This is a genomic window from Nonomuraea sp. CA-143628 (assembly GCF_050942315.1).
Classification (GTDB): domain Bacteria; phylum Actinomycetota; class Actinomycetes; order Streptosporangiales; family Streptosporangiaceae; genus Nonomuraea.
Genome location: NZ_CP192072.1, coordinates 13,017,859 through 13,044,120 on the forward strand (window position 1 = coordinate 13,017,859; position 26,262 = coordinate 13,044,120).

Here is a 26,262-nt window from a genome sequence, read left to right on the forward strand (position 1 = left end):
CCAAGTAGTCAAACTTGACTAGCTCACCAATCCGTTCGCAACGCCGAGAGAAGGAATCGAACCCATGGGAAAGCTCGCGATCGAGACGAGAGGGTTGAAGAAGAGCTTCGGCAAGACCCACGCGGTCGCCGGTGTCGACCTGGCCGTGAGCGCCGGGGGCGTGTACGGCGTGCTCGGTCCGAACGGGGCGGGCAAGACCACCACGATCCGCATGCTGGCCACGCTCCTGCGCCCCGACGCCGGAGAGGCGCAAGTGCTCGGCTACGACGTCGTGCGTGACGCCCGGGCGGTGCGGAGCAGGGTGGGCCTCACCGGGCAGTTCGCGTCGGTCGACGAAGACCTCACCGGGGTAGAGAACCTGTTGCTGCTCGCCAGGCTGCTCGGCTACTCGCGCCCGCGGGCCAAGCGGCGAGCGGCCGACCTGCTCGACGCGTTCGGTCTTGCCGAGGCGGCCGACCGGCAGGTGAAGAAGTACTCCGGCGGGATGCGCCGGCGCATCGACATCGCGGCGAGCCTGGTCGTCACCCCCGAACTGATCTTCCTCGACGAGCCCACGACCGGGCTCGACCCGCGCAGCAGGAACCAGGTCTGGGAGATCGTCAGGGGCATGGTCGCCGAGGGCGCCACCGTGTTGCTGACCACGCAGTACCTCGACGAGGCCGACCAGTTGGCCGACCGGATAGCGGTGATCGACCACGGGAAGGTCATCGCCGAGGGCTCGAGCGGCGAGCTCAAGGCATCGGTCGGCGCTGGCTCGCTGCACGTACGGCTACGTGCGCCCGAGCAGCGGGCCGAGGCAGAGCGGGTCCTCGCCGGCGTCCTCGAGGTGCCGGCCGAGCCGTCCGCTGACCCAGCCGCGCTGTCCGCGCGGATCTCCGACCCCGAGCGGGTCGCCCGTTCCCTGGCCGAGTTGTCCCGCAGCGGTATCGACGTCACCGAGTTCGCGCTCGGTCAGCCGAGCCTGGACGAGGCGTTCCTCGCCCTCACCGGACACGCCGCCGAGGAGACACCCGAGGAGGATGCCGCATGAATGCCACGTCCGCGGAGCAGGCGTCGGCGCCGGTCACTGAGGACGCGCTGCGCAGTGTGCTGTTGGCCGGCGAGCGGCCGTCTCGGCCTGGCCCGGTGCTCACCTCGTTGACATTCGGCTGGCGCGCTCTGCTGAAGATCAAACACGTCCCGGAGCAGCTCGTCGACGTGACCATGTTCCCGATCATGTTCACGCTGATGTTCACCTACCTGTTCGGTGGCGCGCTCGCCGGGTCGACACAGGCGTACCTGCAATTCCTGCTGCCCGGCATCCTGGTGCAGGCGAACGTCATGATCACCATGAACACCGGCATAACGCTGAACACCGACATCCAGAAGGGGGTGTTCGACAGGTTCAGGTCACTTCCGGTGTGGCGACCGTCGCCGCTGGTCGGTGCCCTGCTCGGCGATGTGATGCGCTACTCGATCGGGTCGGCGATCGTGATCACGCTCGGCCTGGTCCTAGGGTTCCGGCCGGAGGGTGGCGCCGTCGGGGTGGTGCTCTCGGTGGTGCTGCTGCTGGTGTTCTCGTTCTGCCTGTCGTGGCTGTGGACGATGCTCAGCCTGATCCTGCGCACGCCGAACTCGGTGGCGGGGGTCAGCATGATGGTGATGTTCCCGCTGACGTTCGTGAGCAACATCTTCGTGGACCCGAAGACGATGCCCGGGTGGATGCAGGCGGTCGTCGAGGTCAACCCGATCACCCACCTGGCGACCGTGGTACGCGGCCTGATGGACGGCTCGGTGCCCGCCGGGGAAATCGGCTGGGTGCTCGTCTCGTCCGTACTTCTCGTCGCGGTCTTCGGTCCCATCACCATGGTCCTCTACCGCAACAAGAAGTAGATGCCGCTACCGCGAGCACTTGGTCGAAATCAACTCCGACAACCCGGCCCACTCGGCCAAAGCCATCACCGCTACCAGACCCGGACACGACAAGGAGAGCCGAATGAGCACCATCCCCAAGAAAACCTCGGAAACCGTTGCGCACACGCCCGGGCGGGCGAGCAGCATCGGGGTCTGGATTCTGCACGTCGTGCTGGCGGCGATAATCGCCGGCGGCGGAATCTCGAAGCTCGCCGGCGACCCGGTCATGGTGGACATGTTCGCCGACATCGGGGCTGGCCAGTGGCTCCGGTACCTGGTCGGAGCGCTGGAGGTCGCGGGAGGGGTTGGACTTCTGATCCCGGCTCTGGCGGGCCTGGCCAGTCTCGGGTTGGCGGCATTGCTGACCGGTGCTGTCATCACCGATCAGTTCGTGCTCGAGCAGAGCCCTTGGCTGCCGCTCGCCTTACTCATCGTGGCGGCCGTGATCGCAAGGACGCGGTGGTCGCGCACCGAGGCCGTCGTCGGCACGCTGCCCAGGCGCTGAGACAAACCTCTCGAACGGAGATGTGAGATGAACGAGATGGCCTTTCGCGTGACATCAAACGATGGCACCACCATCGCCTACGACAGGGAAGGAAGCGGTCCGGCCGTCATTCTGGTGGGCGGAGCACTCGACGACGGGGTGGAGAACGCTCCCTTGGCGCCAGCTCTCGCCGAGCACTTCACGGTCTACAACTATGCCCGTCGGGGACGCGGCGCGAGCGGCTTCACCGAGCCGTACGCCGTGGAAAGGGAGATCGAGGACCTGGATGCGTTGATCGCGGAGGCAGGCGGCTCGGCACACCTGTTCGGAGCGTCCTCAGGCGGCGCGCTGGCGCTGGAAGCCGCCGCGGCCGGGTCAGCCATCGACACGATCGCCGTCTGGGAGGTGCCCTACGCGGTCGGGGACGACATCCGCCAGCGATTCGAGGAGTACATCGCAGACACCCGACGCGCCTTCGACGCCGGGCGAGACGAGGAGGTTCTCGAACTGTTCATGCGCATGACCGGCGCCTCCGACGACAACATCGCGGCCAGGAAAGCGGCAGGCAAGCAGACGGCGCATTGGGCGCATTCGGTCGCCCTCGCGCCCACGCTGGTCCACGACAGCGTCTTCCTCAACCGCTACCAATTGCCGGCCGATCGACTGGCAACGGTCACCCAACCGGTCCTGGTCACCACCGGAGGACCGATCACGGTCCCCTATATGGCAGGCCTGCCCTCGGACTTCTTCGACCGCGCAGCCGACGAGCTTGCAGACCAATTACCCCACGCTCAACGGGAGACCCTCGAGGGGCCGGATCACGTCGTCGACCCACAGACCGTCGGCCCGCTGTTGCTACGGTTCTTCAGCACCGAACACTGAGGGGCCCGCGAGGTGTTGCGGGAAGACCGATTAGGCACCGCGCAAGCAGATCTTCGTCGCGCCAGGGACACGGGGCGGACAGGTAGTGTCGAGGTTGATGTCGTCGGCGGCATCACAGGCCTGATCCTGGGCGTGCTCGTCACCAACGTCTTCGTCACCACGCAAGGCCGGGCCGTCGTACTGACCTGGGCCTCAGTGGGACTCGACCTGGCCTACTCGCTGCTCATCGGCTCCGTCGTCGGTCGTACCCCGCACTCCGGGCCGACTCAGTACCGCCCACCGAAGCCCTGCGCAGCACATGACCAGGCACCTCGGTAGGGCCAGTCATTCCGGGCTGTGGTCGCATGCGGTCACCGTTCCCAGGCGGTGGCCCGGTGCCGAAAGTCGTGCCCACGGCGTGCTCACGTCAGGAGTGCCACCGATGACGCAGCCGCGTTCCCGGGTCGACCTGTACGCGGCGATCCGACGGGATGCCCGATCTGGGATGTCCAACCGCGCGCTGCAGCGCAAGCACGGCGTCGGCTTCCGAACCGTGACAGCGGCGCTGGAATCTGCATGGCCGAAGGAGAGAAAGCAACCGCCCAAACGCGGCTCACGGCTTGACGCGTACCGAGTGGTGATCGACGACTGGCTGCGCTCGGACCTCGACGCGCCGCGGAAGCAGCGACACACGGCGAAGCGGATCTTCGATCGACTGCTTGACGAACATGACGGGGCCGGGGTGGTGTCGTACTGGATGGTCCGCGAGTACGTCGCCACCCGACGCCGTGAGATTCGCGTCGAGGTCGGATGGGGAACCTGCCAACGCGTTCATCCCGCAAGAGCACCGCCCGGGCCGCGAGGCCGAGGTTGACTTCGGCGACGTCGCCATCCGCCTGCGCGGCGAGCTCGTAACCTGCGCGCTGTTCAGCCTTCGGCTCTCCTACTCGGGCAAGGCCGTGCACAGGGTCAGTGCCTCGGCTGGGCAGGAAGCCTTCTTCGAGGGTCACGTCCACGCCTTCAACGTGCTCGGCGGGGTGCCGACCGGGAAGATCCGCTACGACAGAGTAGCCAAGACGCGTGCGCATGACGAAGATCGTGGATTCGCATGTTGACGCCCAGGTCGGCCTTCTCCAGGGCAGGCTTCCATACCTGGCGGCGAAACCAGTCAGCGGGAATGTGGCCGTCACTGTCGCGAGAGCGTGGAGTTCGAGGGCTGTCCTGGCCGACCGAACGGCGTCCCGCTCGGTAGATGGCAAATCCTGCTCGGCAGTGCTCGCAACGGCACTTGCCTGCCGTGTACGCGCTGAGCGTGCCGTGACGGTAACGCCGGCCGTTCGCGTTGGCTTCGGTGAGACCAAGCCTTGCCGGATCCGGTGCGAGCCGCAGTTTGGGCTTGGTCCGCGGTTCGTGCCGCCAAACGAACAGCAGGTCGTTCGCCCCGAGCTTCTCCGTTGCGATGTGGTCCTCGATCTTGACCACTATCTGAGCAGAGAGCTTGAAACGGCGGAACTCCTTGTCCTTCGGATACTCCTTGACCAAGAATCGTCCACCGTCGGGATGGAACTTCGGATTCACCTCGACCACAGCTCGCGACACCGTGAGGATCCGCGACCGGATGGCCAGGTCCTTGACACGCAGTTCGGTAAGTTCTCCCCACCGCAGCCCGGTCTCGATACCCGTTTCCACCAAGAGCTGCGACTCGATATCCGGCAGTGTCTGGTACAGCGTGTCGAACTGCTCCGGAGTGATGATCGTGCGCGGCTTCTGGGGAACGGTGGGAGTCTTCACCCCCCGGCAGGGATGCACGTAGGTCACCTGGTCGTTGAGCGCCGTGGTGAAGATGGCGCTCAGCAACACCTTGGCGTACTTGATGGTCGCCGGGCCGACGCCGTTCTTCTTCATGGTCGCCACCCACACCCGTACGTGCTCGGGAAGGATGTCGATCATCCGCATCGCACCGAACTCCGGAATCAGGTGCCGGTGGATCGTATAGGTGTAGCTCTGCCGAGTGGTCGCCTCGATCTCGTGATTCGGTAGCCAGGTCTCCAGGACGTAGCGTTCGAAGGTCTGCCGCCCGCGTCGTGGGTCTCCAAGCCGGCCTTCTGCGACCTTTGCCTCGGCTTCGTGCCATGCCTTGTTAGCGGCCTTCTTACTGGAGAAGGTGCCCGCCGACTTCTCCAGGCCCTTCATGTCCCAGTAGTAGGCGGTGTACCTGACCGTGCCGTCCTTTCCGACCCGCTTCCGCGAGTAGCCCATACCTTCCGGATCCCTCCTTGATCATCTGACCGTCGTTTGACCGTGGGACTCGCCGTCACCGTTGGAAACTGTTGGTCAGTAGGGGGCACGCGAAAAGCCGTGCCTACCTGCGATTTTACGGAGGTTGACCGAGATCGCCAGTCACTCTGCTGAACGCCTCATGCCCGTTCGGGGTGAAGGCTCCGGAGGGCAGGCGGGCCAGCGGCCCGTCGATCAAGTCGGCGTTGACCTGCTCGATGATCGCGTGATCTCGGTGCTGGGCTTCGGCTTGGAGGAGATTGAAGGGGCTGTCGGTGAAGATCACGTGGTGGCGCCAGGTGACGAGCAGCTCGTCTTGCCCGATCGTCGCCGGCGGGTTGAGCCGGATGGTCATGGCCCGGTTCTTCTTGGACGCGAATGCGGTGTAGGTGACCTCGGCGATCTCGGCGTCCGATACCCACCGGTCGGCCCGCGCGGCCTGACCAGCCCAAACCCCGGCCACCGGCCAGCACCTCCACGACCGTCACGGTCCGCCCGCCACGAGCGCCCACCCCACCCCCAACCCTGTGGACACATGCGACCCGCACGCGGCGACCCCTTTCATGCCCTCGGAACCCCACCGACCAGCAGAATAAGTTCTCGCCGAAGAATCGAACTCGAAACGATCAGCCGAAATCAGGCATGTGAATCCAGGCTCAGTCATCCGGGCGTTCTCGGTCAGCAGGGCCCGCAACAGAGCAATCAGCTCCTCACGCGGCATCTCTTCCAGGCCGGACATCGGATGATCTCACCACGACCCACACACTTGAGCAAAGTGACCCAGCGTGAGAGGCGCAGCTCACTCGTCACTCATCGCGCGCGGGATGAATGCTTACGGACTGAATCGGTTGAATGATTCGGTATGCCACCGTCCGTCATCACATGTACACGAATTATGATCTTGCTAACCTCCCGCACAGAAGTTACGCTTAACATACTTTGCTGACTAATTATCGCGTTTCCCGTAAAATAGTGTTCATTGTTCAAAGAATCAGCAATAGGGGCGGAGTGAAGCTGATCGCCGTCTTCGAGCCGATCGCTAGATTCGATATCGTCGCCCCCCTGATTGACGGCGGTGTGGTCTCCACCGCCAACGTGGCGCTCGGCTTATCCGGAGACAGCAACCTGGGGCCAAACCCTCCGCATCGGAGGGAAATGTGATCTTCCGTCTGCTGGGCCCATTGCGCTTGGGGCTGGACGGATCCAGACCGGTTACCGCACCTCCCATGGCGCTGGGAGTTCTCGCGGCACTGGTGCTCAACTCTGGGCGGGAGCTATCAGCGGCACGGCTGGCCAGCCTAATCTGGGACGAGCCACCACCGTCGGCCATGTCGAACTTGCGCACCCATGTTGGACGGGCACGCTTGTGGCTCCGGCAACACGACCTCGTTCATCGGCTGCCCACCACCCGGGGCGCGGGCGAGGGCAGCACCACGTACCGGCTCATCGTGCAGCCCGGAGAGTGTGATGTGCAGGTGTTCCAAGATCGGATAGCCTACGCGCGGACCACTCTCGCCCACGGACGTCTCGACGACGCAATGGACCTGTTCCGGCAGGGCCTGAGCATGTGGGAGGGACCCGCATGCTCAAACGTTTCGGGCAGTGCGATCCTGAGGGCAAGCCTCGACCATCTCGATGAACAAGGTCTGCTCGCCTGGGAGGATTACATCGAGGTCGGACTTCGCCTCGGCATGGAACGGTTCCTCGTCCGTGAGATTCGCGGCTTGGTTACGGAACATCCGACGCGGGAGGGCATTTCTGGACAGCTCATCAGAGCGCTCTACCTGAGCGGCGACCCCCATGGCGCGTTGAACGAGTACGAAAGGCTCCGCCGTCTGCTGCGGGAAGAACTGGGCGTAGACCCGTCCTCGTCCCTACAAGACCTTTACCGCACAGTCCTGAGACATGACGACCAGGCAATACGGGCACCCGGAGACCTTCGCCGATCGCTCGGGCACACTGCATGAATGCTCCACCCGAATCGACCAAGAATGCTATGGGGAGCTCTTTGATGGAAATGTTACTGAGGAGCGCGGCGCTGCTCGTCTCCCTCGTAGTACATGCGTTCACCCTCTCGTTCATCGTCATGGGGGGCTGGATCATTTACGTGAACTCTGAGTTTCTGTTCGCCTGGATGGTAGGCATGGTTCTCGTGAGTATCGGCGTGCTGTTGCTACCGCGGGCCCGTCGCCTGCCCGCCGACGCCGAATCGGTGGCTCGTTCCTCAGCACCTGAGCTGTACCGTGTCACGGAGCGGGTAGCACGAGCCGTGGGCGTGAGGCCGCCGACCACCGTGGCGCTCAGAGACCTCACCGTGACCAGCGAGTACCTGCGCATGGGACGAGGCAGCCAGGTGCTTGTAATAGGCCTTCCTCTGTGGCTTGTTCTGTCGGCAAAGCAGCGTGTGGCATTGCTGGCCGCAACCTATGCCGAGGCGCACGACGACAGGTCGATCGTCGATGGTGCGCTTTCCACTCTGGCCCTGTGGCGCGAGTCGCTGCTGAAAGGTGGTGCCGCCCCCGGACGCGCGGCGGCGCACACGCAGATCAGGACAGAGTTGGGCATGCAAGGCACTCCACTTGGCACCTATGAAGGCATGGGAGTAATCGGCCAGGTCCTCGGCAAGGTCCTCGGCCTACCCGTGATACTCCTAGAGCGGACGTTGATCAGGCTGGTACAAGGTGGCCATAGCAGTGCGGCCCGACAACAGCTCGCACGGGCGCACCGCGTTGCTACGGAAGCAGAATTGGCCGAATTGGCCGAACTAGTGAAGGACGGCCGGTTTCTGGCTCCGGTGCAGGCGGCTGTGTTGCGTGGTGCGAGCGTTTCGGAGATCAGGCAGTCCGCGCTCGCTCGCGCGGAGGCCCTCGTCTCCCACGCGAATGGTCACAACGCCACGCCCAACCTACTCACTACGGATGCATCGGCCCACATCGACGAGGAGCTGAGGGGGCACTACGCGTGCGCCATCAAGGGGTTTGGGCTGATCTCCTGAAGCTGAGTAAAGGCGTTCCTGTGATGGTGAGGAGCGACTTCGTTTGGTCAGGCGGTGACCACAGCGCGCTCCCACATCATGGGCTTGTCGCTGCCGAAGGCCGCCAGCACCGCGGCCACACCGGCCGCGCCCTCCAGGAATCCCGGGTTGTCCTGTGCACGCCCGTGGAGATCGACTTCTCGAAAGCCGTACGGAGATGCCGGATCGTACATGTCTAGCAACTTGTCCAACTCACGGTCCAAGTGCCCAATCAAGGTGGGATCTGGCCGTGACGTGTCTCGCGTAAAGCGGTGTAGAAGATGAACGAGCCCGGCCCTTCCATGGCAGAAGTTCGGCGATGGGATACCTCGGGACTCAGCGTCTCGCCCGAGGGCGGCATGCAGGATGGCGACGGCGGTATTCTCCCAGTCCGGGCGGCCACATGCATGCGCTGCAAGCTGGAGCGCGCGAGCCGCTCCTGGGTTTCCGTAGCACCAAGCTGTGCGCGTCTGGCGCTCGGGATGATGAACTCCAGGAGGTAGCACGTGATATGGGATGTCAGCCCCTCCCTCGGAGAGCACGACGCTCGCACACAGACGCTCGGCCAGCGAGGTGATCAGTGGCCGCAGATCGAGGCCGACCCGCCCTGCGAGCTGGACGAGGCAGGCGAGACTGAGAGGGCCGGCGATGCCGTGTGCGACCCCCAGATTGAGGTAACCGCCGCGCAACTCCGGATGCAGGTCACGGTCTCGGTCGAGGACTCGATGCGCCGGTGTCCACAGACCTCCTGGTGAGGGCTGGCAGCCCCAGTCGGTGAGCCGCTGCATGACGCGCTCCAGAAGCGTGGCGGCTTTGGCAGAGTGCTGCGCTGCCATGGTCAAGTGAGCGGCGACGCCGCAGAGCCCATTGATTAGATCGTAGTCCGCTTCAGCGAGACCACCCTCGGCGGGCAACTCGTCCAGCGCCGTATCGACCCGATAGAAGAGCTCTGCTTCCACCTGCCTAATCGCGTTTTGGTAGCGCACTCCGCCAAGAGACAGACACCGTAGCGCGAACGCGATACCGGTCACACTATTGAACAGAGAGGTCGAGCGCGGCGCGAACCTGGCCTGCAACGCGGCCTGTAGAAAGGCGTGCCCGGACACGTCCCAGCTCTCCTCCGGCCAGAGCTCGGCAAAGGCGCCGCAAGTCATCGCCAGCCCTATGTCTCCTCGCGCCATGCTGTGCGCTACCCAATGCTGGTCGGCCAACCTCCGACGGTCCCGTAAAGCCGCCATGGTCTCCCGAGCCAAATTCACCGCCTGGCGACGCTGAACCGAATCATTAGGTTTCACAATACCTCCCTTTTCGAACCAGAACTTCCTCAGCACCATAACGGGGTGATGTTCTTTTGCCAAGGCCAGAAGGAAAATTCATGTGTGCAGAACATGGCCCCGATGTATGCGGACTATGTGCCGCGCGCCGTTAGCTTGGTGACTATACAAACGGACCAAGCAGAGAGCGCTACAAAGAGAAAGGGCTGACATGACTCCTCCCGCTATCACCGCTGAGCCTGCCGTCAATGACCTCGACTTTGACCTGGACGTCAGCGTCCTGACGCAGGCGGTCGCGAGCGATGACCCCAACGCGTGCTCGGAAGGCACATGGCCTACCGCTAGCTGCTACACCTGCCTGATCGTCACCAAGTGTGTGGCCACCACTCCCAATGGCTTCAACATGTGCGAGACCTGCTAATCCGTCCAACTAATGTGGTCGGGCGCGGCTGCCGCGCCCGGCCTTCGAGGGAGCCAGTGGGCACAGCATCACTCGGTCGGATGCGCGAAAGGCGAAGCTCGTGATTCTGCAAAAACACTTCATTGTGCGGGCACCGATACTTCCCGCATGTCACTACGACCGGACGCTGCTCGATATCGCTCCTGACTCACCGAAATATTACGAGCAGCTGCGCGAATATCTGGTGGATCTGTCATGCGATTCGTTGTTGATGGAGGCCATCCAGGTTTCCAGTCCGACGCTGGCGCGAGAACTGTCCGTCGTCATAAACGACCACAACCCGAAGGCGAGCCGACTTGAACGCCTAGCAATAAAGACTTCGAAATACGCTATTCGCGCGTCGCTGCGCCCTACGCCGTTCGGACTTTTCGCGGGCGTCGCCCTCGGCACCTTCTCGGAAACGCCCTCTGCTCAGTGGGGCAAGATGCACAGAAAGCACGTTCGTCCTGATTCCGAGTGGTTTGTTCCGCTGATGCATAGGTGGCAAACATCACCAGATGTGCTGAGCGAGTCCACTCTTACGACCAATAGCCTTTGTTACCTTCGTGGCGGCAGATACATACTGCCGCATGTGCGAACGGTGAACCCAGAGTACCGACAGGGCGCAGCACAGGAAGTGTCCATCAAGGCCTCCACACCAGTCAGAATTTTGCTCGACGCAGCCAGGACGTCAACGACCTACCAAGACCTCTGCGACACATCGGTCCGCGCTCTGCCGAAAGCAACCCCCACAGCGATTCATGACCTGATCACTAGGTTGTTGACCCACGACTTCCTGCTGTCCGATCTTCAGTGGCACCAAGACTCCCGCGACGACCTCGAGTGGCTCACCTATCGCACCGCCGCTCATCCTGAGAGCTCGACGCTTGCCGACATCGAGCAACAGATCAGGAAGTATGCGGGGCAACCCCTCGGGGTAGGAGCCAGCGAACTCCAGAGCGCCCAAGACACCATCACGAGCAAGGTGCCTGCGGCGAGATCCGCCCTCCAGGTCGATCTGGAACTCGACCTCAACGTCGCCTTGCCAGAGAGCGTGGCGCGAGAGGGCGAGCGGGTGGCACTCGCGCTGACCACTTTGGCCAGGAGATCCTCGTACTCCGTCCTGCCGTGGATCGCCACTTATCACGCGCGATACCTGGAGCGCTACGGCACTCACGCTCTTGTCCCCCTCCCACAATTGCTGGACCCGAATACGGGCCTTGGCGCTCCGGACGGGTACGAGGCACCACGTGACACCACGCGCAGATTGGACCTGGACACAGCGCTCCCCATGACGCGGCCCAACCTCGCGCTGGCCACGCGCCTTCAGCAGGCATTGCTCGACGGAGCGGCGGAAGTCGTCCTCGACGACGACTTTATCGCGGAGATGGGAGACAGCCCGGAGCAGTCCGAGATCGACACCCCCGCCTACTTCGACCTTTGCCTGGAACTCTCCTGCGAATCCGTCGAAAAGGCGGCGGAGGGTGACTTCACACTACTGCTGTCGGGCGTCGCCTCGACGCCAACGCCAGGGGCCATGATGGGCAGATTCACCAGGCATCTAGGGGCAACGGCCCTACTCGGCGACCTGCTCGAGGCCCCGCGGACGATTGACTGGATCTCTGCACAGATCGTGTATGCACCTGCCCGGCCACGCCAAGTCAATGTCTCGAAGGTTCCCGACGTTCTTGGTGCCGTTATTCCGCTGGGTGTTCCGTACGACGGGTCGATGATGACCCTCCTGCCGGCAGAAATCGCCGTGGGCGCGACGAACGAACGACTCTATCTCTGGTCTACCGTCCATCAGGCGCCGGTTTTTGCGGTGTTGCCGAACATGGTCCGTATCGACAGCACGCCGAACATCGTGCGCTTACTCGCCGAGGTCTCGCAAAGCTGGGTGACGACACCGCGGCGCTGGAGTTGGGGCCAGTTCGAGGCGCTGCCCTATCTACCTCGGGTCCGATATGGACGAACGGTCATCTGCAAGGCACGCTGGCGTCCTGATGACACCCTGCGAGACCACAGTCTGTCCTGGTCCGGTTGGCTGGCCGCACTCCGTACCTGGCGCGGCCGGTGGCGGGTGCCCGACCTCGTAGAACTGGTGATGGCGGACAACCGACTGGAGCTCGATCTCAGGTCGTCGTTCCACTGCCGGCTGCTGCGAACGGAGTTGGAGAGCCATGGTGAGGTGCTTCTAACGGAAGCCATGGACCTTAAGTCCCGCACGTGGCTGGATGGACACACAGCCGAATTCGTTGTCTCGGCTAAGGAAGAACCATCCGCACCGACCGCGACTCTCACGGCGAAGCCGATCCTGCGGGAGCGTCCCACGCGCCATGCCGTCGGCAAGGAATGGCTCTACTTCAAGCTGTACTCGCGGGCAGAGTCCCAAGACGAGTTGCTCCGCGGCCAGTTGCCCGAACTTCTCCACAGGCTGGCACCCCAAGTCGACCGCTGGTTCTTCATTCGGTACGTGGACCCGAGACACCACCTCCGGTTGCGCTTGCATGGCGACCCGAACGAGTTGCGCGACAGAGTGCTCCCCGTGATCGGCGATGCCATGGAGGGCCTGCGGCGGAACGGAGAGATCGTCGACTGGACCGTTGATCACTATGAGCCGGAGATGCATAGGTACGGAGGACCTGACACGCTAGAGATGGCAGAGCGGGTCTTCTGCGCCGACAGCGCCCTGGTCCTGGGACAACTGTGCGCGCACACGCACGCGGCACTGGGGGTCGAGCCGGAGACGCTGACCGCGCTCAACGGTATCCGGTTCCTCACGGACCTGGGCATCGACTGGGCACCCTGGGCGCTGACCGTGCTCGCGCCACACCTCTCCGGTAGTCCTCTGCGGCCAGAACTGCGTGGTCAGGTTCGAGTACTGGATCCGCGAGATGACTGGTACCGGCTCAAAGTCGATGGAGCGGGCGCAGAACTGCACGCTACCTGGCAGGACCGCGCCAAGGCTGCCGGGCTTTTCAGCAACGTCGCGGCCTCATTAGCCCCGCCTTACCCGACCACACCGATGATCGCGCGCAGTCTCCTCCACATGCATGCGAACAGGCTCCTTGGCGTGGACCTTGAAGCTGAACGCCAGGCATACCTTATGTTGGTGGCCGCTGCCCGCATGCTGTTGAATCGGGAGGACCGACCATGACCAACCGGCGGCAGCGGGCGCGGGACACCGTCTTCCATATCGCGGAACTCCTCGCCGATCCCGAACGGGTCACCTCCGTCGTCGAGCCGAAGAATCAGTGGATAGCACTCGAGACGGGCAGCACAGTGCCCATCTGGAGCAGAGCGAGCCTGGCAAGCGGGTATAGCGGTCTCGCACTCTTCTTCGCCGAGCTGTCAGAACTCGACCCGTCGTATGCGAAGCACGCGCACGACTACCTGAACAGGGCGATGCTGAACGCCCACTCACTCCAGGGGTATGGTCTGCACCAAGGCGTGACCGGCTTAGCGTTTGCCGCGGCGGCCTGCGCGCGCGGGATGGGTGCCTTCCATCTGGCCAGGTCCCGGCTCGACAGCACGATCGAGCACGCCGTTCTCGGCGTCACCCGACGTGTCCTCTCCGGCCAAGTACAACTCGCCAGCATTCAATCTTACGACGTCTACGATCCGCTGAAGGGGATCACTGGGGTGGGCGAGTATCTACTCACGCATGGACCTAAGGACTCACCGCTACTACCTGCCATCCTGCGATCGCTAGTCGAGCTAGGCCGTCCGTTCCAGCAAGAGGGTATGAGCATGCCCGGTTGGTGGATCTCAGCTTCCCCAGCCTCGGGTATCGCGCCCTATCGTGAAGGACATCTGAACTTCGGGCTCGCCCACGGCATGGCTGGGCCACTGGCCTTGTTCGCCCGCAGCTGGCATCGGGGCGTACGCGTCCAGGGGCATGAGGACGGCGCAGCGACAGTTGCCGAAGCGCTGGTCCGCCATGCACAAGAGGACGAGATCGGCTTACACTGGCCGCGCTACCTGGAATGGGAGGCGCTTGGCAGGGGAAACGGGCCAAGGTCAGCACCCACTTGGTGTTACGGCGGAGTCGGCATCGCGCACGCGCTGCAGTTCGCCGGCGTCGCCTTCGGGCAACCCGCGTGGAAGTCGCTCGCCGACGAGGTCATGAGGGTCGAACTCATCCGGCTTTCGCGGGGTGAGTCGCTCACGAATTCCTTCGTCTGTCATGGTTGGGCAGGACTTCTGCTCATCCTGCACAGATATCGCTTCGACAGTCCGAACGTGGTTTCTCAGGACCACCTCGACACGATCGCAGACCGGATTCTGGGTCAATATCGTGACGACGTACCCTTCGGCTTCCGAGTCGGCCGCATGGGTGATACCCGAGATGTCGACATCCCTGGACTGCTTGAAGGCTCTGCGGGCGTAGCCCTCGCTCTAGCGGCCTATCTCAACGGAAAGCCGTCTACTACGGGCTGGTCTGCAATCTTCAGCCTGTCATAGGCACACTCGACAGCGGGAGAGACATGCCACAGGACACAGAGGTCCCGGGAGCAGGGCAAGCCAATACTGCGGAACTTATCTTAGCGAGCTGGCAGGCACACGAAACGCAGATGGCGTCGATTGGCATGTGGCAGGTGATCAGGAGGCTACCTGCGCTGTTACGTGATGCGCTGAACCTCGGTTGGCAGGCGAACCGGCGCGACCTCGTGGCGGTCATCGCCCTCAATTGCCTGGCCGGGCTGTGCGCCGCAGTTGGGCTGGTGTCCGGCGCGCAGGTCCTCGCTCGTCTCCTGTCGGCTGGCTTGACCCGAGAGGCGCTCCTCGCGGCGCTTGGCCCGCTCCTTGCCATTGTCACCGCGAGTGCCGCACGCAGCTGGCTGATCGCGGTGGCCAGGTGGTCACAGACGCGGCTGCGCCCACAAGTGGAACGCATCGTGGCCATCCGGCTGGCAGAGGGGGCTAGCGATGTACCGCTCGTCGACTTTGACGACCCAACGTTTCACGACGGGATGACCCGCGCCCGCGACCGCGGGCTTTACGAAGCACCTCAAATGGTCACCCGGGCGGTGGACGTTTTCGGCGCGCTGATGGGCGTGGTGGCCGCAGCGGGTGCATTGACCGTGCTGCACCCGCTGCTTCTGCCACTACTGCTGGTTGCGATCATGGCCGAGGCGTGGACCACCACCCGCACGGCGCGCATGCGGTATGAGACGCAGTTCCAGTTAGCTGCAAGCCGTCGTAGGAAATGGATGCTGCATGATCTGATGGTCGGCAGGAGTGCCGCGCTTGAGGTGCGCGCATTCACCATGCGGAATTTCCTACTTGCAGAGTACGAAGCGATTTCCCAGCATGAGGAAGGACTGGAGCTAACACTTGCTAGTCGGCAACTGACGCTCGGACTCCGCGGCACTGTCCTGCGTGGGCTGGGCATTGGAATTGTGTACGTCGCGCTTGCCGCCCTGCTCGCTGCCGGGGTAATGCCGCTGTCCGGGGTGGGTGCCGCGGTCTTCGGCGTCCAGTTGGCGAACCGCTCCCTCGGGTCCCTCGTGCTCTCACTGAACGGGTGCTACGAATCCGGGCTGTACTTCCTCGACCTGGTGGAGTTCCTGAACGCCACGTCGGCCCGACACAGACCGGCACTCGCCCCGGCGCCTCGTGACGTGAGCCACTTCGAGGCGGACAACATCAGCTTTTCCTACCCGGGGGGAACATCCGCCGCCGTGCACGGGGTGTCCCTTCATGTGCGCCGGGGTGAGATGATCGCTTTGGTGGGCGAGAACGGCTCAGGCAAGAGCACAGTTGCCAAACTGCTGGCAGCGTTGTATGACCCGGACCAGGGGAAGATCCGGTGGGACGGTGAACCGGTGATCGAAGCCCGCCGGGAAGAACTGTGGAGCCAAGTCGGCTTTATTGCCCAAGACTTCACTCGCTGGCCCTTCTCCGCACGAGACAACATCACGATGGGCAGGCCGGTGGATCTGGGGTCACTGCACCTCGCATCCTCCAGGGCTGGCGCCGATGTGGTGGTCGAAAGCCTGGACGCGGGGTACGACACGCTTCTGGACCGCCGCTTTAAGAGCGGTCACGAATTGTCGAAGGGGCAGTGGCAGCGAATGGCCGCAGCGCGCGCTTTCTATCGGGATAGTGCCCTCCTTATCTGTGATGAGCCGACCGCAGCCCTGGACGCCCGTGGAGAGCAGGCGTTCCTACATGCGCTGCGGGAGTACGCCAGGGAGAAGGCGGTGGTGCTCATCACCCACCGGCTGGAGAACGTCCGACACTGCGACCGTGCATACGTTCTCGTGCGAGGCAGGGTGGCAGAATCCGGAGGCCACGACGAGCTAATGTCCCTACAGGGCGCCTTCTACGAGCTGTACCAGCTCCAGGCCGACAGGTGGGCAGCCGTTCCTTGATACTCGAGGACTGTCGTTTGCTAGACCAGGTTGGCACCTGCGGAACGCCATGACCAGGGCAGTCTGGCCGTCATGGGCTGCGTCACCCCAGCTCTGGCGGCCAGACGTGGAGCGGACATCTTCGGCCCGCTGTCGGCGGAATCGGATCACGTTTTCCGGCGCCTCCCATCATCCCAGGTCGAAGGGCACCTCTCCCGCGTTCAGGACATTCACATCAGATTCCGGCCCGTGGATCCAGGCTCCGTAAGCCGCCGCATGAAACAGGTGCTCGGGCACGCCGATCTCCGGCGGGATCCTCACCAGGTTGCTCCCGTACAGCACGAGGTGCTTGACCGCGATCAGCTTGGCGATGGTCGGTGGCAGTGTCACGATCTGCCGCCGCTCATCCGGGCTCAACTCCGCCAGCGGCCGAAACACCTCCCGGCCGTCTGCGGCTGCTTCCTCGATCAAAGCCAGCAGATGCCGCCATCCTGGAGCAGAGGTGTCCTGGCGCTCGGCGTGGAATCGGACGTGCTTCGGCTGCTGCGGCCTGAACTGATCGAAACACTCACATCGATCACCCTCGACCCCTCCGCCAGGTCCTACCGCGTCCGCCCACAGATTGCCGAAGACCTGTCTCGGCTGCTCACTATCCGCCATAGTGGCCCAACGTACGACGTCCTCAAGGAGTCCGGCGACCGAAGCGCAGCAAGCCACGACGAACACACCGGGCCCCGTCACTTCCTTCGGGAGGTGGCGGGGGCCTTTGTCATGTCACCGCGACCGTTGTAGCCGCCAGGATGATGCTCACGCTGAGTGCCAAAACGATCAACCAGTTCGGGGCACTCTTCTCGTCGAGGATGTACCTGCACAGAAAGATGATGATCGCGACCTGTACCAACAGGGCGGCGACGAGCATCGGACCGAACGGCCCGTCAGCCATTCCGCCGCCGTCAACGGCGGGTACCGCTCCGACGGTCGCCCCGGCAAAGGCAAGGGCGGCCGCGATACCCACGATGACGGTGAACGCCCCACGCCGACTGGCGATGTCTTGTGACTCCACGGATCTCTCCTTGCGGTCAGATTGAAGGCCAGTGTTGGATCGGGGCGGGTCGCAGGTCTTCGAGCACGACCAGCAACTGCTTGGCGAGCGCGTACTCTAGGCGGCGGAAGGAGTCGAGAGAGATGACGACGTTGCGCTCCAGCTCGACCGGCCGATCCCGTGACGGCCGCAGAACATCGCCGATGACGCCGTACGGCGCGGCGCTGCCCACGCTGTAGACGGCCGCACCGCGGCGCAGGCGCGGGCAACTGGCGATCGCCGCTGGAACGCACCGGGCGCACGTGGGCGGAGCGTTCGTGTAGCCCGCCCCGGTGGACGTGTCACCAGAGTCGTCGGCCAGCACCCATGGGATCCGGCTGTCCACGGGATCGGCCGCCACCTCGCCGCACACCTGGCAGAGCAGACGCAGCATGCACCGGCGCTGCCGGATCGTGTTGACGACCTTCCACTCAGGACGGCCTCGACGGTGCAGTCCCTGCCGCGCCCAGAGCACGCCGTACATCCAGTCCTGCGGAACGGCGTCGGCGTAGCTGAGCCGCACCTCGTCCGTCGCCTCGGGTTCCGTAGTGAAAGCGAGAGGATGCAATGCGAGCTCTTCGCTGTAAGCGGTGATGTACGGCACCCGGACGGCGATCGTGGTCATGCCGCCTCCAACGCGTCCATGTGCCACATGGCTTCGGTCACCAATCCTGCGGCCAGCCACGGCAGAGGCAGCGGCTTCGGTCTGGTGCTGTGCCGCTGGACCTCATATCCGGCCTCCACCGTCCCTACCACCCGTGCAGGGTCAGCCCTCACTTGCGGCATGTCGAGACGGTGACGCCATTGACGACCCTGACATTGAACGGGCCGCACGGCGGACAGCCGGGCTCCTGTGGCTCTGGCGGCGGATTCGGCGGATCTATTGGCACCGCTCTCCCTATGGTCGAGGGCCGGGGTCCCGTGCGGTGGATACGGGCCTCGGCTAGCCCCCGCCGGTCCGGAACGGGCAGGGACGCATCCGGCAACGAGCCATAGGGACCAGGCGGCGTGCCGGAAGTCTTTATGGTGGCCCCGCGCCGTCCCTCCGGCCGCCGCCATCTGGGCTGCGGGCCAACGAGTCGCGGGGCCACCCACCCGGCGCACCGTGACGGGGGCGACACGGTGCGCCGGGGAGATCATTTGCCGAAGTCGTTATGGGCTCGACCGTTGTGGACGAGAGACGACTGCCAAGCCAGCGTCGCGGCGAGCGCAATCGCATCCGGCTGTCGGATGTACCTCACAACCCCGGCCTTCACCATGTCGAGGGTGATGATTCGGCGCAGTTCAGCGGTCCACCGCACTTTGCCGGTCGAGTCGCGGTCATAGCCGATGTCCCAGCCGGGATAGGTGTTGCACAGCACCGACAGCTGGCAAGCCGTCCAGTCCAGTACGGGCGCCTCCTGCGCAACCGCCAGGCGTATGTTCGGGTCAACGACTTGAAGGGCTGTGTACGGCTCGGTGTCCCTCATCGGCTAGAAGTCACTTCCTCGAATGGCCTTTTCCTGTTACTCGCCGCATGCGTGAGTTTCTGCTTCGTCGCGGCGTCAACATTCGGTGATGCCATAGTGGTGACAGGCATATGGGCGTCGCCAGAGTGTCGGCGTGGCGCAGGTCAACGCGCCACGGACGCCACGGAATCCGAAGACACAGTGGGCGTACCATCGCAGTCAGACGCGTCCGTGTGGCCCCTCTTTGGGGCCCTCCTGCGCCTAGAACGCGAACGCACCGGTATGGGTTTGCGCGCGGTCGCGGCGGCCATCCCAGTGGACTACTCCCAGCTGGGAAAATGGGAACGGGGCGTCCATCGGCCACCTATTGACGCCATCCAGAAGATCGACACCACACTCAACACAAACGGGCGATTGACGAATCTCTATGCCGTAATGTCGGAACTAGTCGAATTGCGGGCATGCAACGTCAAACCAAACCTCTCGATCAGTAGCGGGGGAAATGGACGAGATACGCAGACAGCTCCTCAGCGGGCTCGTGACGCTCGGCGCCGCCGGGCCCGCGGCCAACATCCTCGGCGCCCTCGACAACCTCCGCACTTTCGTCGACGACCGCCTCGGCTCCTCCCAGCTCAGCGAGTGGGAAGAGCTCGCCTGGGAATACGCCCTCATCGTGCGAGAACGCGTCGACATCGTCACCGACCTGTCCCAAGACCTCCTTGCCCTGCAGCGCCTGACGCTTGGCGCTCCCGCGCACGAGGTGCGGGCCTGGGATGCCGTCAACGCCCGCATGGCCATGCTCCTGGCGTTCGCGCTGGGCAACGTCGGTAACGAGCGTGAGTCGCGCCAATGGTGGGCGAGCGCCCGTCGAGCGGCGGCCCGCGTCGATGAGCCCGAGCTGCTGGGCGCGATCAACGCCATCGAGGCAGTGCAGGCGCTGTACGAACAACGCCCCCTGCCACTGGTGAGCACCAGGATTGATGCCGCTCTGCACGCGGTGCAGGATCGGCCATGCCGAGCCGCCGCCAGCGCGTACGGCGCCCGCGCCCACGTGCTCGCGCTGCTTGGCGACCGCGCCGGCGCGGAGACCGCACTCGCGCAGCAGGCGCGCGTCTTCGAGCAACTGCCCGCCGACGTGACGCAGGATCGGACCTCGGTGTACGGCTGGCCAGTGGAGCGGATGCAGCACACCAGATCCCTCGTGTACACGCTCCTCGGCCACCAGGCCGCCCCGGCGGCGCAGGAGGAAGCCCTGGCCGCATACCCGGGCGCATCCGGATCTGCCGCGCATGCTCGACAGACGGCACAGATACGACTCCATCAGGCGATCACCGTGATCCGCCGCGGCGCCATCTCGGACGGCATCGAGCAGGCTCAGGACGTGCTCACCGCGCTCCCTCCCGGTCGCACACGCTACTTGCGGCACCTCGCCGGGACGGTCCTGGATGCGGTGCCTGCCGTCGAGCGGACGAGGCCGCCAGCGATGGAATACCGCGCCTACCTGCAGTTGCCGCCGAGCGAGAGGGCGTGAGTGGTGGGATTCGCGTTCCGGCACGTGGTCGGGGAGAAGGCCGAGGCCGTCCTGGGCGAGCCGTACGTGAGTATCTACCTGGCGATCCGGGCAGAGCCGCCATACAACTCGGGACCGAACTACTCGCCCGAGCGCTTCCGTGAACGCACGGGCAAGCAGGTAAAGCTGCCCGGCTTCGAACTGGTGGCCGCCGAGCTTGACGGCGAGCCGGTCGGGTTCGCGTTCGGGTTCACCATGGCGGCTGGCCGTTGGTGGGGCGGCGAGACCACGCCACCTCCCCAGTGGGCGCTGGACGCGCCGAAGCTCGCCGTGGTCGAGCTGGATCTCCTGCCAGAGCACCGTGGGCTCGGTGTCGGCAAGCAGCTGCTGGTGGAGCTCCTCGACGCCCGCGATGAGCCATGCGCGACGCTGCTGTCCCGGCCGGACACGCCTGCGCACGCGATGTACCAGCGGTGGGGGTGGCAGATCGTCGGCACCGTCCGGTCCGCACCGGATGCGGTCGTCACCGACTCGATGGTGATCGACCTCTCGCGGCGATCAGCAGGGCTGTGAATGGGTTTATCGGGGAGCCCCCTCCCGGGTTAAGTTCCGGAGTTATGGGGTTACGTTCTTAATCCGGCTAGCTGATCTACTGCACGTCGAACGCAAGTCCATGGTGATCCACTCGCAAGTCACCAACTGCTGTCGGCTATGGTGGCGGCATGGGTTGCTTCGCCGCTATGAACATCCGCGCCGCCGCTTAGCGGCGGTATCGCGGTTGCCGTAAACCGCGGCCTCATTGCCTGCCCCGCTGGGGTCAGTGCCAGGGCGTACCGCCGGATCAGTGTCCCGCCGGCAGCCCAATCGCGTGTCTCGCTGTGCTGCCGGATCGTCCCGCGTGATCCGGGGAGCAAATCCATGTCGCAGCAGTTCCATCCAACGCATCAAGATCCTCTCCCTCGCACGTCCGAGGCATTCCTCGCCGTCGCCGACAAGCCAGCCGCGGCCACCGCGAAAGCGAAGCCGGACCATGACGTGCGGCCCGAACCCGCCAAGCTTCTCCTGATGGTCGGGCTCCCCGGCGCCGGAAAGACCACCCGGGCCGAAGAACTCGCCGCGGCGCACCGCGCACTGCGGCTGACCCCGGACGAGTGGATGATCTCCCTGTTCGACGGGTCGCAGCCCGACGGCAAGCGCGACATGCTGGAAGGGCGGCTCATCGCGCTAGCCCTGCGAGCGCTGCGACTGGGCACCAACATCGTGCTCGACTTCGGGCTCTGGAGCCGCGACGAACGGTCGGCGCTGCGCTGGCTGGCAACATCGGCCGGGGCAGCCTGCCAAGTCATCTACCTGCCTATCGACAAGGACGTGCAACGCGCCCGGATCGCACACCGCCAGGCAACCGCACCGCACACGACATTTCCGATGAGCGAGGCGGACATCGACGAATGGCGGAAGCAGTTCCAGGCACCAGATGCCGCCGAACTCGGCGGTGGCGACATCCCCGGTCCTCCACCGGGGTGGCCGGGCTGGCCGGAGTGGGCCGCGGACCGATGGCCCTCGCTCGCACACGGCAACGCCTCCGAGACGCGGAGGCGACATCGACCGGCGGCCGAGTGACGGATCCGTCGGGCACCGGCAAGTAGGTCCGCCCCCGGCGGAGTCAGCGTGCCGGCCCCGGCGTCGCGGCCGCATCACGCTCGATCGCGCGGTAGACCGTGGACGCGCGACCTCCAGGCCACCAGTTGAGCGGTCCGGCCAGGCGCATGAGGCTCGGCACCAGCACCGCCCTGATCACGGTCGCGTCCACCAGCACGGCCACCGCCATGCCGACGCCCAGCATCTGCACGAACATCACCTGCGCGGTGGCGTACGCGGCGAAGGTGAGCGCCAGGATGCCGCCGGCCGCGGTGATCAGCGGAGCGCCCCGCTGCAGGCCGGCGGCCACCGCCTCCTCGGTGTCGCCGGTCCTGTCGTACTCCTCCTTGATCCGCGACAGCAGAAACACCTCGTAGTCCATCGACAGGCCGTAGGCCACGCAGAGCATGAGGATGGGGATGCTGGGGTCGAGCGTGCCCGTCGGGGTGAAGCCGAGGAGCCCCGACAGGTTGCCGTCCTGGAAGATCCAGACGATGGCGCCGAACATGACGCCGAGGCTGAGAACGTTCAGCAAGGTCGCCTTGATCGGGATGATCAGGCTGCGCGTCATGAGGAACAGGACCACGAACGTCACGCCCAGCATGAGCGCGAGCACCAGCGGCAGCCGGTCCACCACCGAGGCCCGGTAGTCGGACAGCTCGGCGGGATAGCCGCCGACCAGCACCTCGAAGGGCGGCGGCACCGCGCGTACGGCCTGGACGAGCCGCACGGGGTCGTCGGCCAGGGCCGCGGCCGACGGGACCACCGACAGCCACGTGCCCTCGCCCTGGAACCTGGACGGGTCCCCGTCGCCCACCTGCCGCCCACCGGCGAACGACCCGGCGGCAGAGTCCACCTGGGCCACGCCGGGCAGCCGGGACAGGCTCGTCGCGTACGCCGTGACGTCCGCCGTCACCGCCTCGCGCGAGACCAGCTGGATGGCGTCGGTCTCCTCGGCGGGGAACGACTGGCGCACGACCTCCTGCGTCTGCCGGGAGGACGCCTCCAGGGGCAGGATGCGGTCGTCGGCCACGCCGAAGCGCAGGCCCAGAAAGGGCGAGGCCAGCACCAGCAGCAGCACGGTCGCCAGGCCGCCGAACACCAGCGGCCGGCGCATCACGTGGGTGGCCAGCCCGTGCCAGAACCCCGCCGCCCGCTCCGGTCGCTCCCGTCTGGGCAGCATCGTGCCGCCGATGGAGGCGAGCACGGCGGGCAGCACCAGCACGGCCGCGACCAGGCCGCCGATGACGACGGCGATGCCCGCGTACGCGAAGGAGCGCAGGAAGTCGAACGGCAAGGCGAACAGCACGGCCAGCGACGCGGCCACGGTCAGGCCGCTGAACAGCACGGTCCGGCCGGCGTGCTCGACCGCCCCCGCGACGGCCGCCGCCCGGTCCTTGCCGCCCCGCGTCTCCTCGCGGAAGCGCTGGATCACGAAGAGGCAGTAGTCGATGCCGAGGCCGAGCCCCATGGCCAGCGTGAGATTCAGGGCGAACGTCGAAATTTCGGTAAATGCCAGGACGCCACGGAGCAGCGCGAGCCCGATCATCATCGCGAACAGGCCGGCCAGGATCGGCACCAGGGCCGCCATCGCGCGCCGCTGGTAGAGCCAGAGCAGCACGAACGCCAGCGGGAAGATGACCAGCTCGGCCCGGACGAAGTCCTGCCTGGCCAGCGGCACGGTCTCACGGAAGACCTCCTCCCCTCCCCCGGCCCGCACCTGCAGCAGGTCCGTACCCCGAGTGATCTCGGGGACGAGCCTGGGCAGCACCTGTGCCCGCACGTGGTCGGCGTCCCCCGGGACGCGGACCACGATGAGCGCGTGCCTGCCATCCTCGCTGCGCATCGTGGCGGGCCTGCCGCGGGTCCAGTACGAGTCCGCCTCGGCGACGTCGGCCTCGCCCCCGATCCGGGTGGTCAGCTCCCTGCCCGCGGCCTCCACCGCCGGATCGTCCACCGTGCCGCTCTTGGCGGTCACCAGGAAGATCATGTCAGGGCTGCCGGTGTCGAACCGCTCGACCAGCTCGGCCTGCGCCCGGTCGGACTCCGAGCCCGGGGCCTCGAACCTGGCCAGCGACAGCCGGGGCACCGCGCCCGCGGCGAGCACTCCGGCCGCGACCAGGCCGAGCAGGGCCAGCGTCAGGACGAGCCGGCGGCGGCGGACCAGAAAGTAGCCGAGCCTGCGCAGCGGCGGCTCCGCCGTGGCCGCACGTGTGGTGACGGGGCCTCGCATGCGATCTCCGATCAAAACTCGGTAAACTACTCGTGTTTGCTGTCCCGAATCAGAAATACAAGCAAATGCTCGTATTTGTCAACGAGGTGCCACATGGCTGAACGCACGGTCCGCCGACAGGCGAGGGGTCTGAAGCGCATGGCGGAGATCCTCGATGCCGCCGAACTGGTGATCGCCGAGGTCGGGTACCCGGACATGACGACGAACCAGGTCGCCGCGCGGGCGGGGATGTCCCCAGGCTCGCTGTATCAGTTCTTCCGCAACAAGGAGGAGATCCTGGACGGGCTGGTGTCCCGCTACACCGACGACCGCCAGGAGTTCTGGGCCGCCAGGCTGGCCGAGGTCACCCCGGACGTCCCACTGGAGGTGCTGGTGGGGCAGCTCGTGGACGAGAGCGTGCGGTTCAAGAGCCGCTCACCGGCGTACTGGTCGCTGCTCTACGGCTCGGCCACGGGCGACAGATTCGCCGCGGCCTCGCAGCGACTGCACGACGACATCGCCGGGCAGATCGCGGGCATGCTGCGCCGCCTGCGGCCGGGACTGTCCGAGCACCGGGCCCTGCTCATGGGCACGATGGTGTTGTCGATGGTGAAGGCAGTGATGCCTATGATCACCACCGAGTCGCCCGAGCGGAGCGCCGAGCTCGTGGACGAGCTCAAGCACATGCTCGTGTGCTACCTGAACTAGCCGCGGAATTGCTTGATCTTGCTGGGGTGTCGGCGTGGAAGCTCGACGGATTCTCAACATATCCTCAACACCTGTAAACCTACATTTCCGGATATGAGATCCGTAGGAAAGATCGCCACACTGGCCGTGGCGGCCGCGCTCACCTCCGGCGCGCTGGTCTCCTCAGCGCACGCCACCAGCGCCACCGAAGGCGCCACCAAGGCCTCGGCCGCTCTGTGGCCCTGCGTCGTCCAGGCGAAGTGGGCGGTCAAGGTGCACAAGCGCAAGAGCCTCAGCTCCGGCTACCGGGTGGCCAAGAAGGGCGCCAAGTTCCACGGCTACTGCTGGGACAACAAGCCCACCTGGAAGTGGACCGAAGTCTGGAACCTGGGCGGCGGGGGACACGGGTACGTCTGGCACACCGGGCTCAAGATGGTCCGCTAGGCCGAATCGCGTAGAGCAGCGATCGCCGGGAGCCGACGAACAGGTGAATACCGACCCACAGGACGTCGGCTCATGTGCCATACCTCCTCGCAGTCCTCCGCCCTCATGCAAGTGCTGGGCGTCGTTCGTACGAATCCTCGGCCGACGCCCTTTACCCGCGACTGCCCGCCGGACGGGCCTGATCAGGCGTACTCGACTTATTGCCCAGAAGTGGAAGAAGCAGATGATCAATAGCTCTGAATCAGGCAGTCGCATGGCCACCTCACACGCCCTGGAAGATCACCTGGCGGAATGGTCGCTGCAGACCGGGATCACCGTGGAGATATGGGCTCTGCCGGAACAACCGCTTCCCGCCCTCATCACCGAGATCGTCCATGGCACGATCCGTGACATTCTGCAGGAAGTGGAACGGCAGGCACGGGCCCGTACCGTCTCCATCGCCCTCACCGTGGCTCCCGGCGGGCTGCGCTTGACCGTCAGCGATGACGGCCTCGGCAAGTCGGCCAAGGCATATGGGGCCAGCCTGAGCGGCAGACGGGACGAGCTCGCAGGAATAGGCGGCTGCCTCACCATCAATGGCGTACCAGGAAATGGCACCACGGTGAGCGCCACAGTACCCCGAAGGGCCTTCGGCTAGTTTGCGCT

General features: G+C 65.1%; 26 protein-coding genes and 1 pseudogene. 19 read left to right on the plus strand and 8 right to left on the minus strand.

Features of this window, described 5'->3' with window-relative positions; all coding sequences use genetic code 11:
* Positions 1-64: 64 nt before the first annotated feature.
* The 6 genes from ACQP2T_RS59375 (at position 65) to ACQP2T_RS59400 (ending at position 4,112) form a co-directional block, all read left to right on the plus strand.
* Positions 65-1,030, plus strand: coding sequence for an ATP-binding cassette domain-containing protein (locus ACQP2T_RS59375; protein WP_433513446.1), 966 nt, complete (start codon positions 65-67; stop codon positions 1,028-1,030).
* Entirely contained in the window at positions 1,027-1,872 is an 846-nt protein-coding gene (locus ACQP2T_RS59380) for an ABC transporter permease (protein WP_433513447.1), read from the plus strand. The genes ACQP2T_RS59375 and ACQP2T_RS59380 overlap by 4 nt, the downstream gene beginning before the upstream one ends.
* Positions 1,873-1,975: 103 nt before the next feature.
* Positions 1,976-2,398, plus strand: a complete 423-nt coding sequence (locus ACQP2T_RS59385) for a DoxX family protein (RefSeq protein WP_433513448.1) — start codon at positions 1,976-1,978, stop codon at positions 2,396-2,398.
* A 27-nt stretch (positions 2,399-2,425) separates the two neighbouring features.
* The gene (locus tag ACQP2T_RS59390) at positions 2,426-3,259 is read left to right on the plus strand and encodes an alpha/beta fold hydrolase (protein ID WP_433513449.1); all 834 of its coding nucleotides are present in this window, start codon (positions 2,426-2,428) and stop codon (positions 3,257-3,259) included.
* A gap of 132 nt (positions 3,260-3,391) precedes the next feature.
* A complete protein-coding gene (locus ACQP2T_RS59395; RefSeq protein WP_433513450.1) occupies positions 3,392-3,577 on the plus strand; it encodes a hypothetical protein in 186 nt (61 codons plus the stop codon).
* A 103-nt stretch (positions 3,578-3,680) separates the two neighbouring features.
* Positions 3,681-4,112, plus strand: coding sequence for a hypothetical protein (locus ACQP2T_RS59400; RefSeq protein WP_433513451.1), 432 nt, complete (start codon positions 3,681-3,683; stop codon positions 4,110-4,112).
* A gap of 146 nt (positions 4,113-4,258) precedes the next feature.
* Here ACQP2T_RS59400 and ACQP2T_RS59405 read toward each other — a convergent pair whose 3' ends face one another.
* Complete coding sequence (locus ACQP2T_RS59405; protein ID WP_433513452.1) at positions 4,259-5,497, minus strand: tyrosine-type recombinase/integrase; 1,239 nt, start codon at positions 5,495-5,497, stop codon at positions 4,259-4,261.
* Positions 5,498-5,612: 115 nt separating this feature from the next.
* Positions 5,613-5,978: a hypothetical protein gene (locus tag ACQP2T_RS59410; RefSeq protein WP_433513453.1), complete on the minus strand. Its 366-nt coding sequence runs from the start codon at positions 5,976-5,978 to the stop codon at positions 5,613-5,615.
* A gap of 545 nt (positions 5,979-6,523) precedes the next feature.
* Here ACQP2T_RS59410 and ACQP2T_RS59415 point away from each other — a divergent pair.
* The 3 genes from ACQP2T_RS59415 (at position 6,524) to ACQP2T_RS59425 (ending at position 8,510) form a co-directional block, all read left to right on the plus strand.
* Complete coding sequence (locus ACQP2T_RS59415; protein WP_433513454.1) at positions 6,524-6,676, plus strand: hypothetical protein; 153 nt, start codon at positions 6,524-6,526, stop codon at positions 6,674-6,676.
* A 65-nt stretch (positions 6,677-6,741) separates the two neighbouring features.
* Positions 6,742-7,482: an AfsR/SARP family transcriptional regulator gene (locus ACQP2T_RS59420; RefSeq protein ID WP_433513455.1), complete on the plus strand. Its 741-nt coding sequence runs from the start codon at positions 6,742-6,744 to the stop codon at positions 7,480-7,482.
* Positions 7,483-7,526: 44 nt separating this feature from the next.
* A complete protein-coding gene (locus ACQP2T_RS59425; protein ID WP_433513456.1) occupies positions 7,527-8,510 on the plus strand; it encodes a hypothetical protein in 984 nt (327 codons plus the stop codon).
* 47 nt (positions 8,511-8,557) lie between these two features.
* On the opposite strand, the gene ACQP2T_RS59430 is transcribed toward ACQP2T_RS59425, so the two are convergent.
* Positions 8,558-9,862: a lanthionine synthetase C family protein gene (locus ACQP2T_RS59430; protein WP_433513457.1), complete on the minus strand. Its 1,305-nt coding sequence runs from the start codon at positions 9,860-9,862 to the stop codon at positions 8,558-8,560.
* 461 nt (positions 9,863-10,323) lie between these two features.
* Here ACQP2T_RS59430 and ACQP2T_RS59435 point away from each other — a divergent pair, with 461 nt between their 5' ends.
* From ACQP2T_RS59435 to ACQP2T_RS59445, 3 genes are all read left to right on the plus strand, one after another.
* Positions 10,324-13,398: a lantibiotic dehydratase gene (locus tag ACQP2T_RS59435; RefSeq protein ID WP_433513458.1), complete on the plus strand. Its 3,075-nt coding sequence runs from the start codon at positions 10,324-10,326 to the stop codon at positions 13,396-13,398.
* Entirely contained in the window at positions 13,395-14,705 is a 1,311-nt protein-coding gene (locus tag ACQP2T_RS59440; RefSeq protein WP_433513459.1) for a lanthionine synthetase C family protein, read from the plus strand. The genes ACQP2T_RS59435 and ACQP2T_RS59440 overlap by 4 nt, the downstream gene beginning before the upstream one ends.
* 110 nt (positions 14,706-14,815) lie before the next feature.
* Entirely contained in the window at positions 14,816-16,618 is a 1,803-nt protein-coding gene (locus ACQP2T_RS59445) for an ABC transporter ATP-binding protein (RefSeq protein ID WP_433513460.1), read from the plus strand.
* A gap of 168 nt (positions 16,619-16,786) precedes the next feature.
* Here ACQP2T_RS59445 and ACQP2T_RS59450 read toward each other — a convergent pair whose 3' ends face one another.
* The 4 genes from ACQP2T_RS59450 to ACQP2T_RS59465 form a co-directional block, all read right to left on the minus strand.
* On the minus strand, positions 16,787-17,323 hold the full coding sequence (locus ACQP2T_RS59450; protein WP_433513461.1) for a hypothetical protein: 537 nt from the start codon (positions 17,321-17,323) through the stop codon (positions 16,787-16,789).
* A 43-nt stretch (positions 17,324-17,366) separates the two neighbouring features.
* Entirely contained in the window at positions 17,367-17,660 is a 294-nt protein-coding gene (locus ACQP2T_RS59455; RefSeq protein ID WP_433513462.1) for a hypothetical protein, read from the minus strand.
* Positions 17,661-17,676: 16 nt separating this feature from the next.
* Positions 17,677-18,303 carry a hypothetical protein gene (locus ACQP2T_RS59460; protein ID WP_433513463.1) on the minus strand — a complete coding sequence of 209 codons (627 nt, stop codon included), beginning with the start codon at positions 18,301-18,303 and terminating at the stop codon, positions 17,677-17,679.
* Positions 18,304-18,814: 511 nt separating this feature from the next.
* Positions 18,815-19,147: a hypothetical protein gene (locus ACQP2T_RS59465; protein ID WP_433513464.1), complete on the minus strand. Its 333-nt coding sequence runs from the start codon at positions 19,145-19,147 to the stop codon at positions 18,815-18,817.
* A gap of 261 nt (positions 19,148-19,408) precedes the next feature.
* On the opposite strand from ACQP2T_RS59465, the pseudogene ACQP2T_RS59470 reads away from it, so the two are divergent.
* From ACQP2T_RS59470 to ACQP2T_RS59485, 4 genes and pseudogenes are all read left to right on the plus strand, one after another.
* Positions 19,409-19,486 (plus strand): annotated as a pseudogene (locus ACQP2T_RS59470) (hypothetical protein); the annotation flags it as partial.
* A 142-nt stretch (positions 19,487-19,628) separates the two neighbouring features.
* Positions 19,629-20,657 carry a hypothetical protein gene (locus tag ACQP2T_RS59475; protein ID WP_433520014.1) on the plus strand — a complete coding sequence of 343 codons (1,029 nt, stop codon included), beginning with the start codon at positions 19,629-19,631 and terminating at the stop codon, positions 20,655-20,657.
* Between the two features lie 3 nt (positions 20,658-20,660).
* Positions 20,661-21,209 carry an N-acetyltransferase family protein gene (locus ACQP2T_RS59480; protein ID WP_433513465.1) on the plus strand — a complete coding sequence of 183 codons (549 nt, stop codon included), beginning with the start codon at positions 20,661-20,663 and terminating at the stop codon, positions 21,207-21,209.
* 345 nt (positions 21,210-21,554) lie between these two features.
* Positions 21,555-22,256, plus strand: a complete 702-nt coding sequence (locus ACQP2T_RS59485; RefSeq protein ID WP_433513466.1) for an AAA family ATPase — start codon at positions 21,555-21,557, stop codon at positions 22,254-22,256.
* A 43-nt stretch (positions 22,257-22,299) separates the two neighbouring features.
* Here ACQP2T_RS59485 and ACQP2T_RS59490 read toward each other — a convergent pair whose 3' ends face one another.
* Positions 22,300-24,507: an MMPL family transporter gene (locus ACQP2T_RS59490; RefSeq protein ID WP_433513467.1), complete on the minus strand. Its 2,208-nt coding sequence runs from the start codon at positions 24,505-24,507 to the stop codon at positions 22,300-22,302.
* Between the two features lie 93 nt (positions 24,508-24,600).
* Between ACQP2T_RS59490 and ACQP2T_RS59495 the strand changes: the two genes are divergently transcribed.
* From ACQP2T_RS59495 to ACQP2T_RS59505, 3 genes are all read left to right on the plus strand, one after another.
* Complete coding sequence (locus tag ACQP2T_RS59495) at positions 24,601-25,194, plus strand: TetR/AcrR family transcriptional regulator (RefSeq protein WP_433513468.1); 594 nt, start codon at positions 24,601-24,603, stop codon at positions 25,192-25,194.
* A gap of 93 nt (positions 25,195-25,287) precedes the next feature.
* Positions 25,288-25,617: a hypothetical protein gene (locus tag ACQP2T_RS59500; protein WP_433513469.1), complete on the plus strand. Its 330-nt coding sequence runs from the start codon at positions 25,288-25,290 to the stop codon at positions 25,615-25,617.
* Positions 25,618-25,870: 253 nt separating this feature from the next.
* Positions 25,871-26,254 (plus strand): hypothetical protein, encoded by a 384-nt coding sequence (locus ACQP2T_RS59505; RefSeq protein ID WP_433513470.1) that lies wholly within the window; start codon positions 25,871-25,873, stop codon positions 26,252-26,254.
* Positions 26,255-26,262: the final 8 nt, after the last annotated feature.

What these genes read in the sequence shown, in the direction of transcription:
- ACQP2T_RS59425 (WP_433513456.1), top strand. Translation starts at nt 7,527, where the DNA reads ATGGAAATGTTACTGAGGAGCGCGGCGCTGCTCGTCTCCCTCGTAGTA.
- ACQP2T_RS59485 (WP_433513466.1), top strand. Translation starts at nt 21,555, where the DNA reads ATGTCGCAGCAGTTCCATCCAACGCATCAAGATCCTCTCCCTCGCACG.
- ACQP2T_RS59490 (WP_433513467.1), bottom strand. Translation starts at nt 24,507, where the DNA reads ATGCGAGGCCCCGTCACCACACGTGCGGCCACGGCGGAGCCGCCGCTG.
- ACQP2T_RS59500 (WP_433513469.1), top strand. Translation starts at nt 25,288, where the DNA reads ATGAGATCCGTAGGAAAGATCGCCACACTGGCCGTGGCGGCCGCGCTC.
- ACQP2T_RS59505 (WP_433513470.1), top strand. Translation starts at nt 25,871, where the DNA reads ATGGCCACCTCACACGCCCTGGAAGATCACCTGGCGGAATGGTCGCTG.
- ACQP2T_RS59375 (WP_433513446.1), top strand. Translation starts at nt 65, where the DNA reads ATGGGAAAGCTCGCGATCGAGACGAGAGGGTTGAAGAAGAGCTTCGGC.
- ACQP2T_RS59460 (WP_433513463.1), bottom strand. Translation starts at nt 18,303, where the DNA reads ATGACCACGATCGCCGTCCGGGTGCCGTACATCACCGCTTACAGCGAA.
- ACQP2T_RS59390 (WP_433513449.1), top strand. Translation starts at nt 2,426, where the DNA reads ATGAACGAGATGGCCTTTCGCGTGACATCAAACGATGGCACCACCATC.
- ACQP2T_RS59475 (WP_433520014.1), top strand. Translation starts at nt 19,629, where the DNA reads ATGGACGAGATACGCAGACAGCTCCTCAGCGGGCTCGTGACGCTCGGC.
- ACQP2T_RS59405 (WP_433513452.1), bottom strand. Translation starts at nt 5,497, where the DNA reads ATGGGCTACTCGCGGAAGCGGGTCGGAAAGGACGGCACGGTCAGGTAC.
- ACQP2T_RS59420 (WP_433513455.1), top strand. Translation starts at nt 6,742, where the DNA reads ATGGCGCTGGGAGTTCTCGCGGCACTGGTGCTCAACTCTGGGCGGGAG.
- ACQP2T_RS59430 (WP_433513457.1), bottom strand. Translation starts at nt 9,862, where the DNA reads ATGGTGCTGAGGAAGTTCTGGTTCGAAAAGGGAGGTATTGTGAAACCT.
- ACQP2T_RS59495 (WP_433513468.1), top strand. Translation starts at nt 24,601, where the DNA reads ATGGCTGAACGCACGGTCCGCCGACAGGCGAGGGGTCTGAAGCGCATG.
- ACQP2T_RS59440 (WP_433513459.1), top strand. Translation starts at nt 13,395, where the DNA reads ATGACCAACCGGCGGCAGCGGGCGCGGGACACCGTCTTCCATATCGCG.
- ACQP2T_RS59385 (WP_433513448.1), top strand. Translation starts at nt 1,976, where the DNA reads ATGAGCACCATCCCCAAGAAAACCTCGGAAACCGTTGCGCACACGCCC.
- ACQP2T_RS59445 (WP_433513460.1), top strand. Translation starts at nt 14,816, where the DNA reads ATGGCGTCGATTGGCATGTGGCAGGTGATCAGGAGGCTACCTGCGCTG.
- ACQP2T_RS59400 (WP_433513451.1), top strand. Translation starts at nt 3,681, where the DNA reads ATGACGCAGCCGCGTTCCCGGGTCGACCTGTACGCGGCGATCCGACGG.
- ACQP2T_RS59380 (WP_433513447.1), top strand. Translation starts at nt 1,027, where the DNA reads ATGAATGCCACGTCCGCGGAGCAGGCGTCGGCGCCGGTCACTGAGGAC.
- ACQP2T_RS59465 (WP_433513464.1), bottom strand. Translation starts at nt 19,147, where the DNA reads ATGAGGGACACCGAGCCGTACACAGCCCTTCAAGTCGTTGACCCGAAC.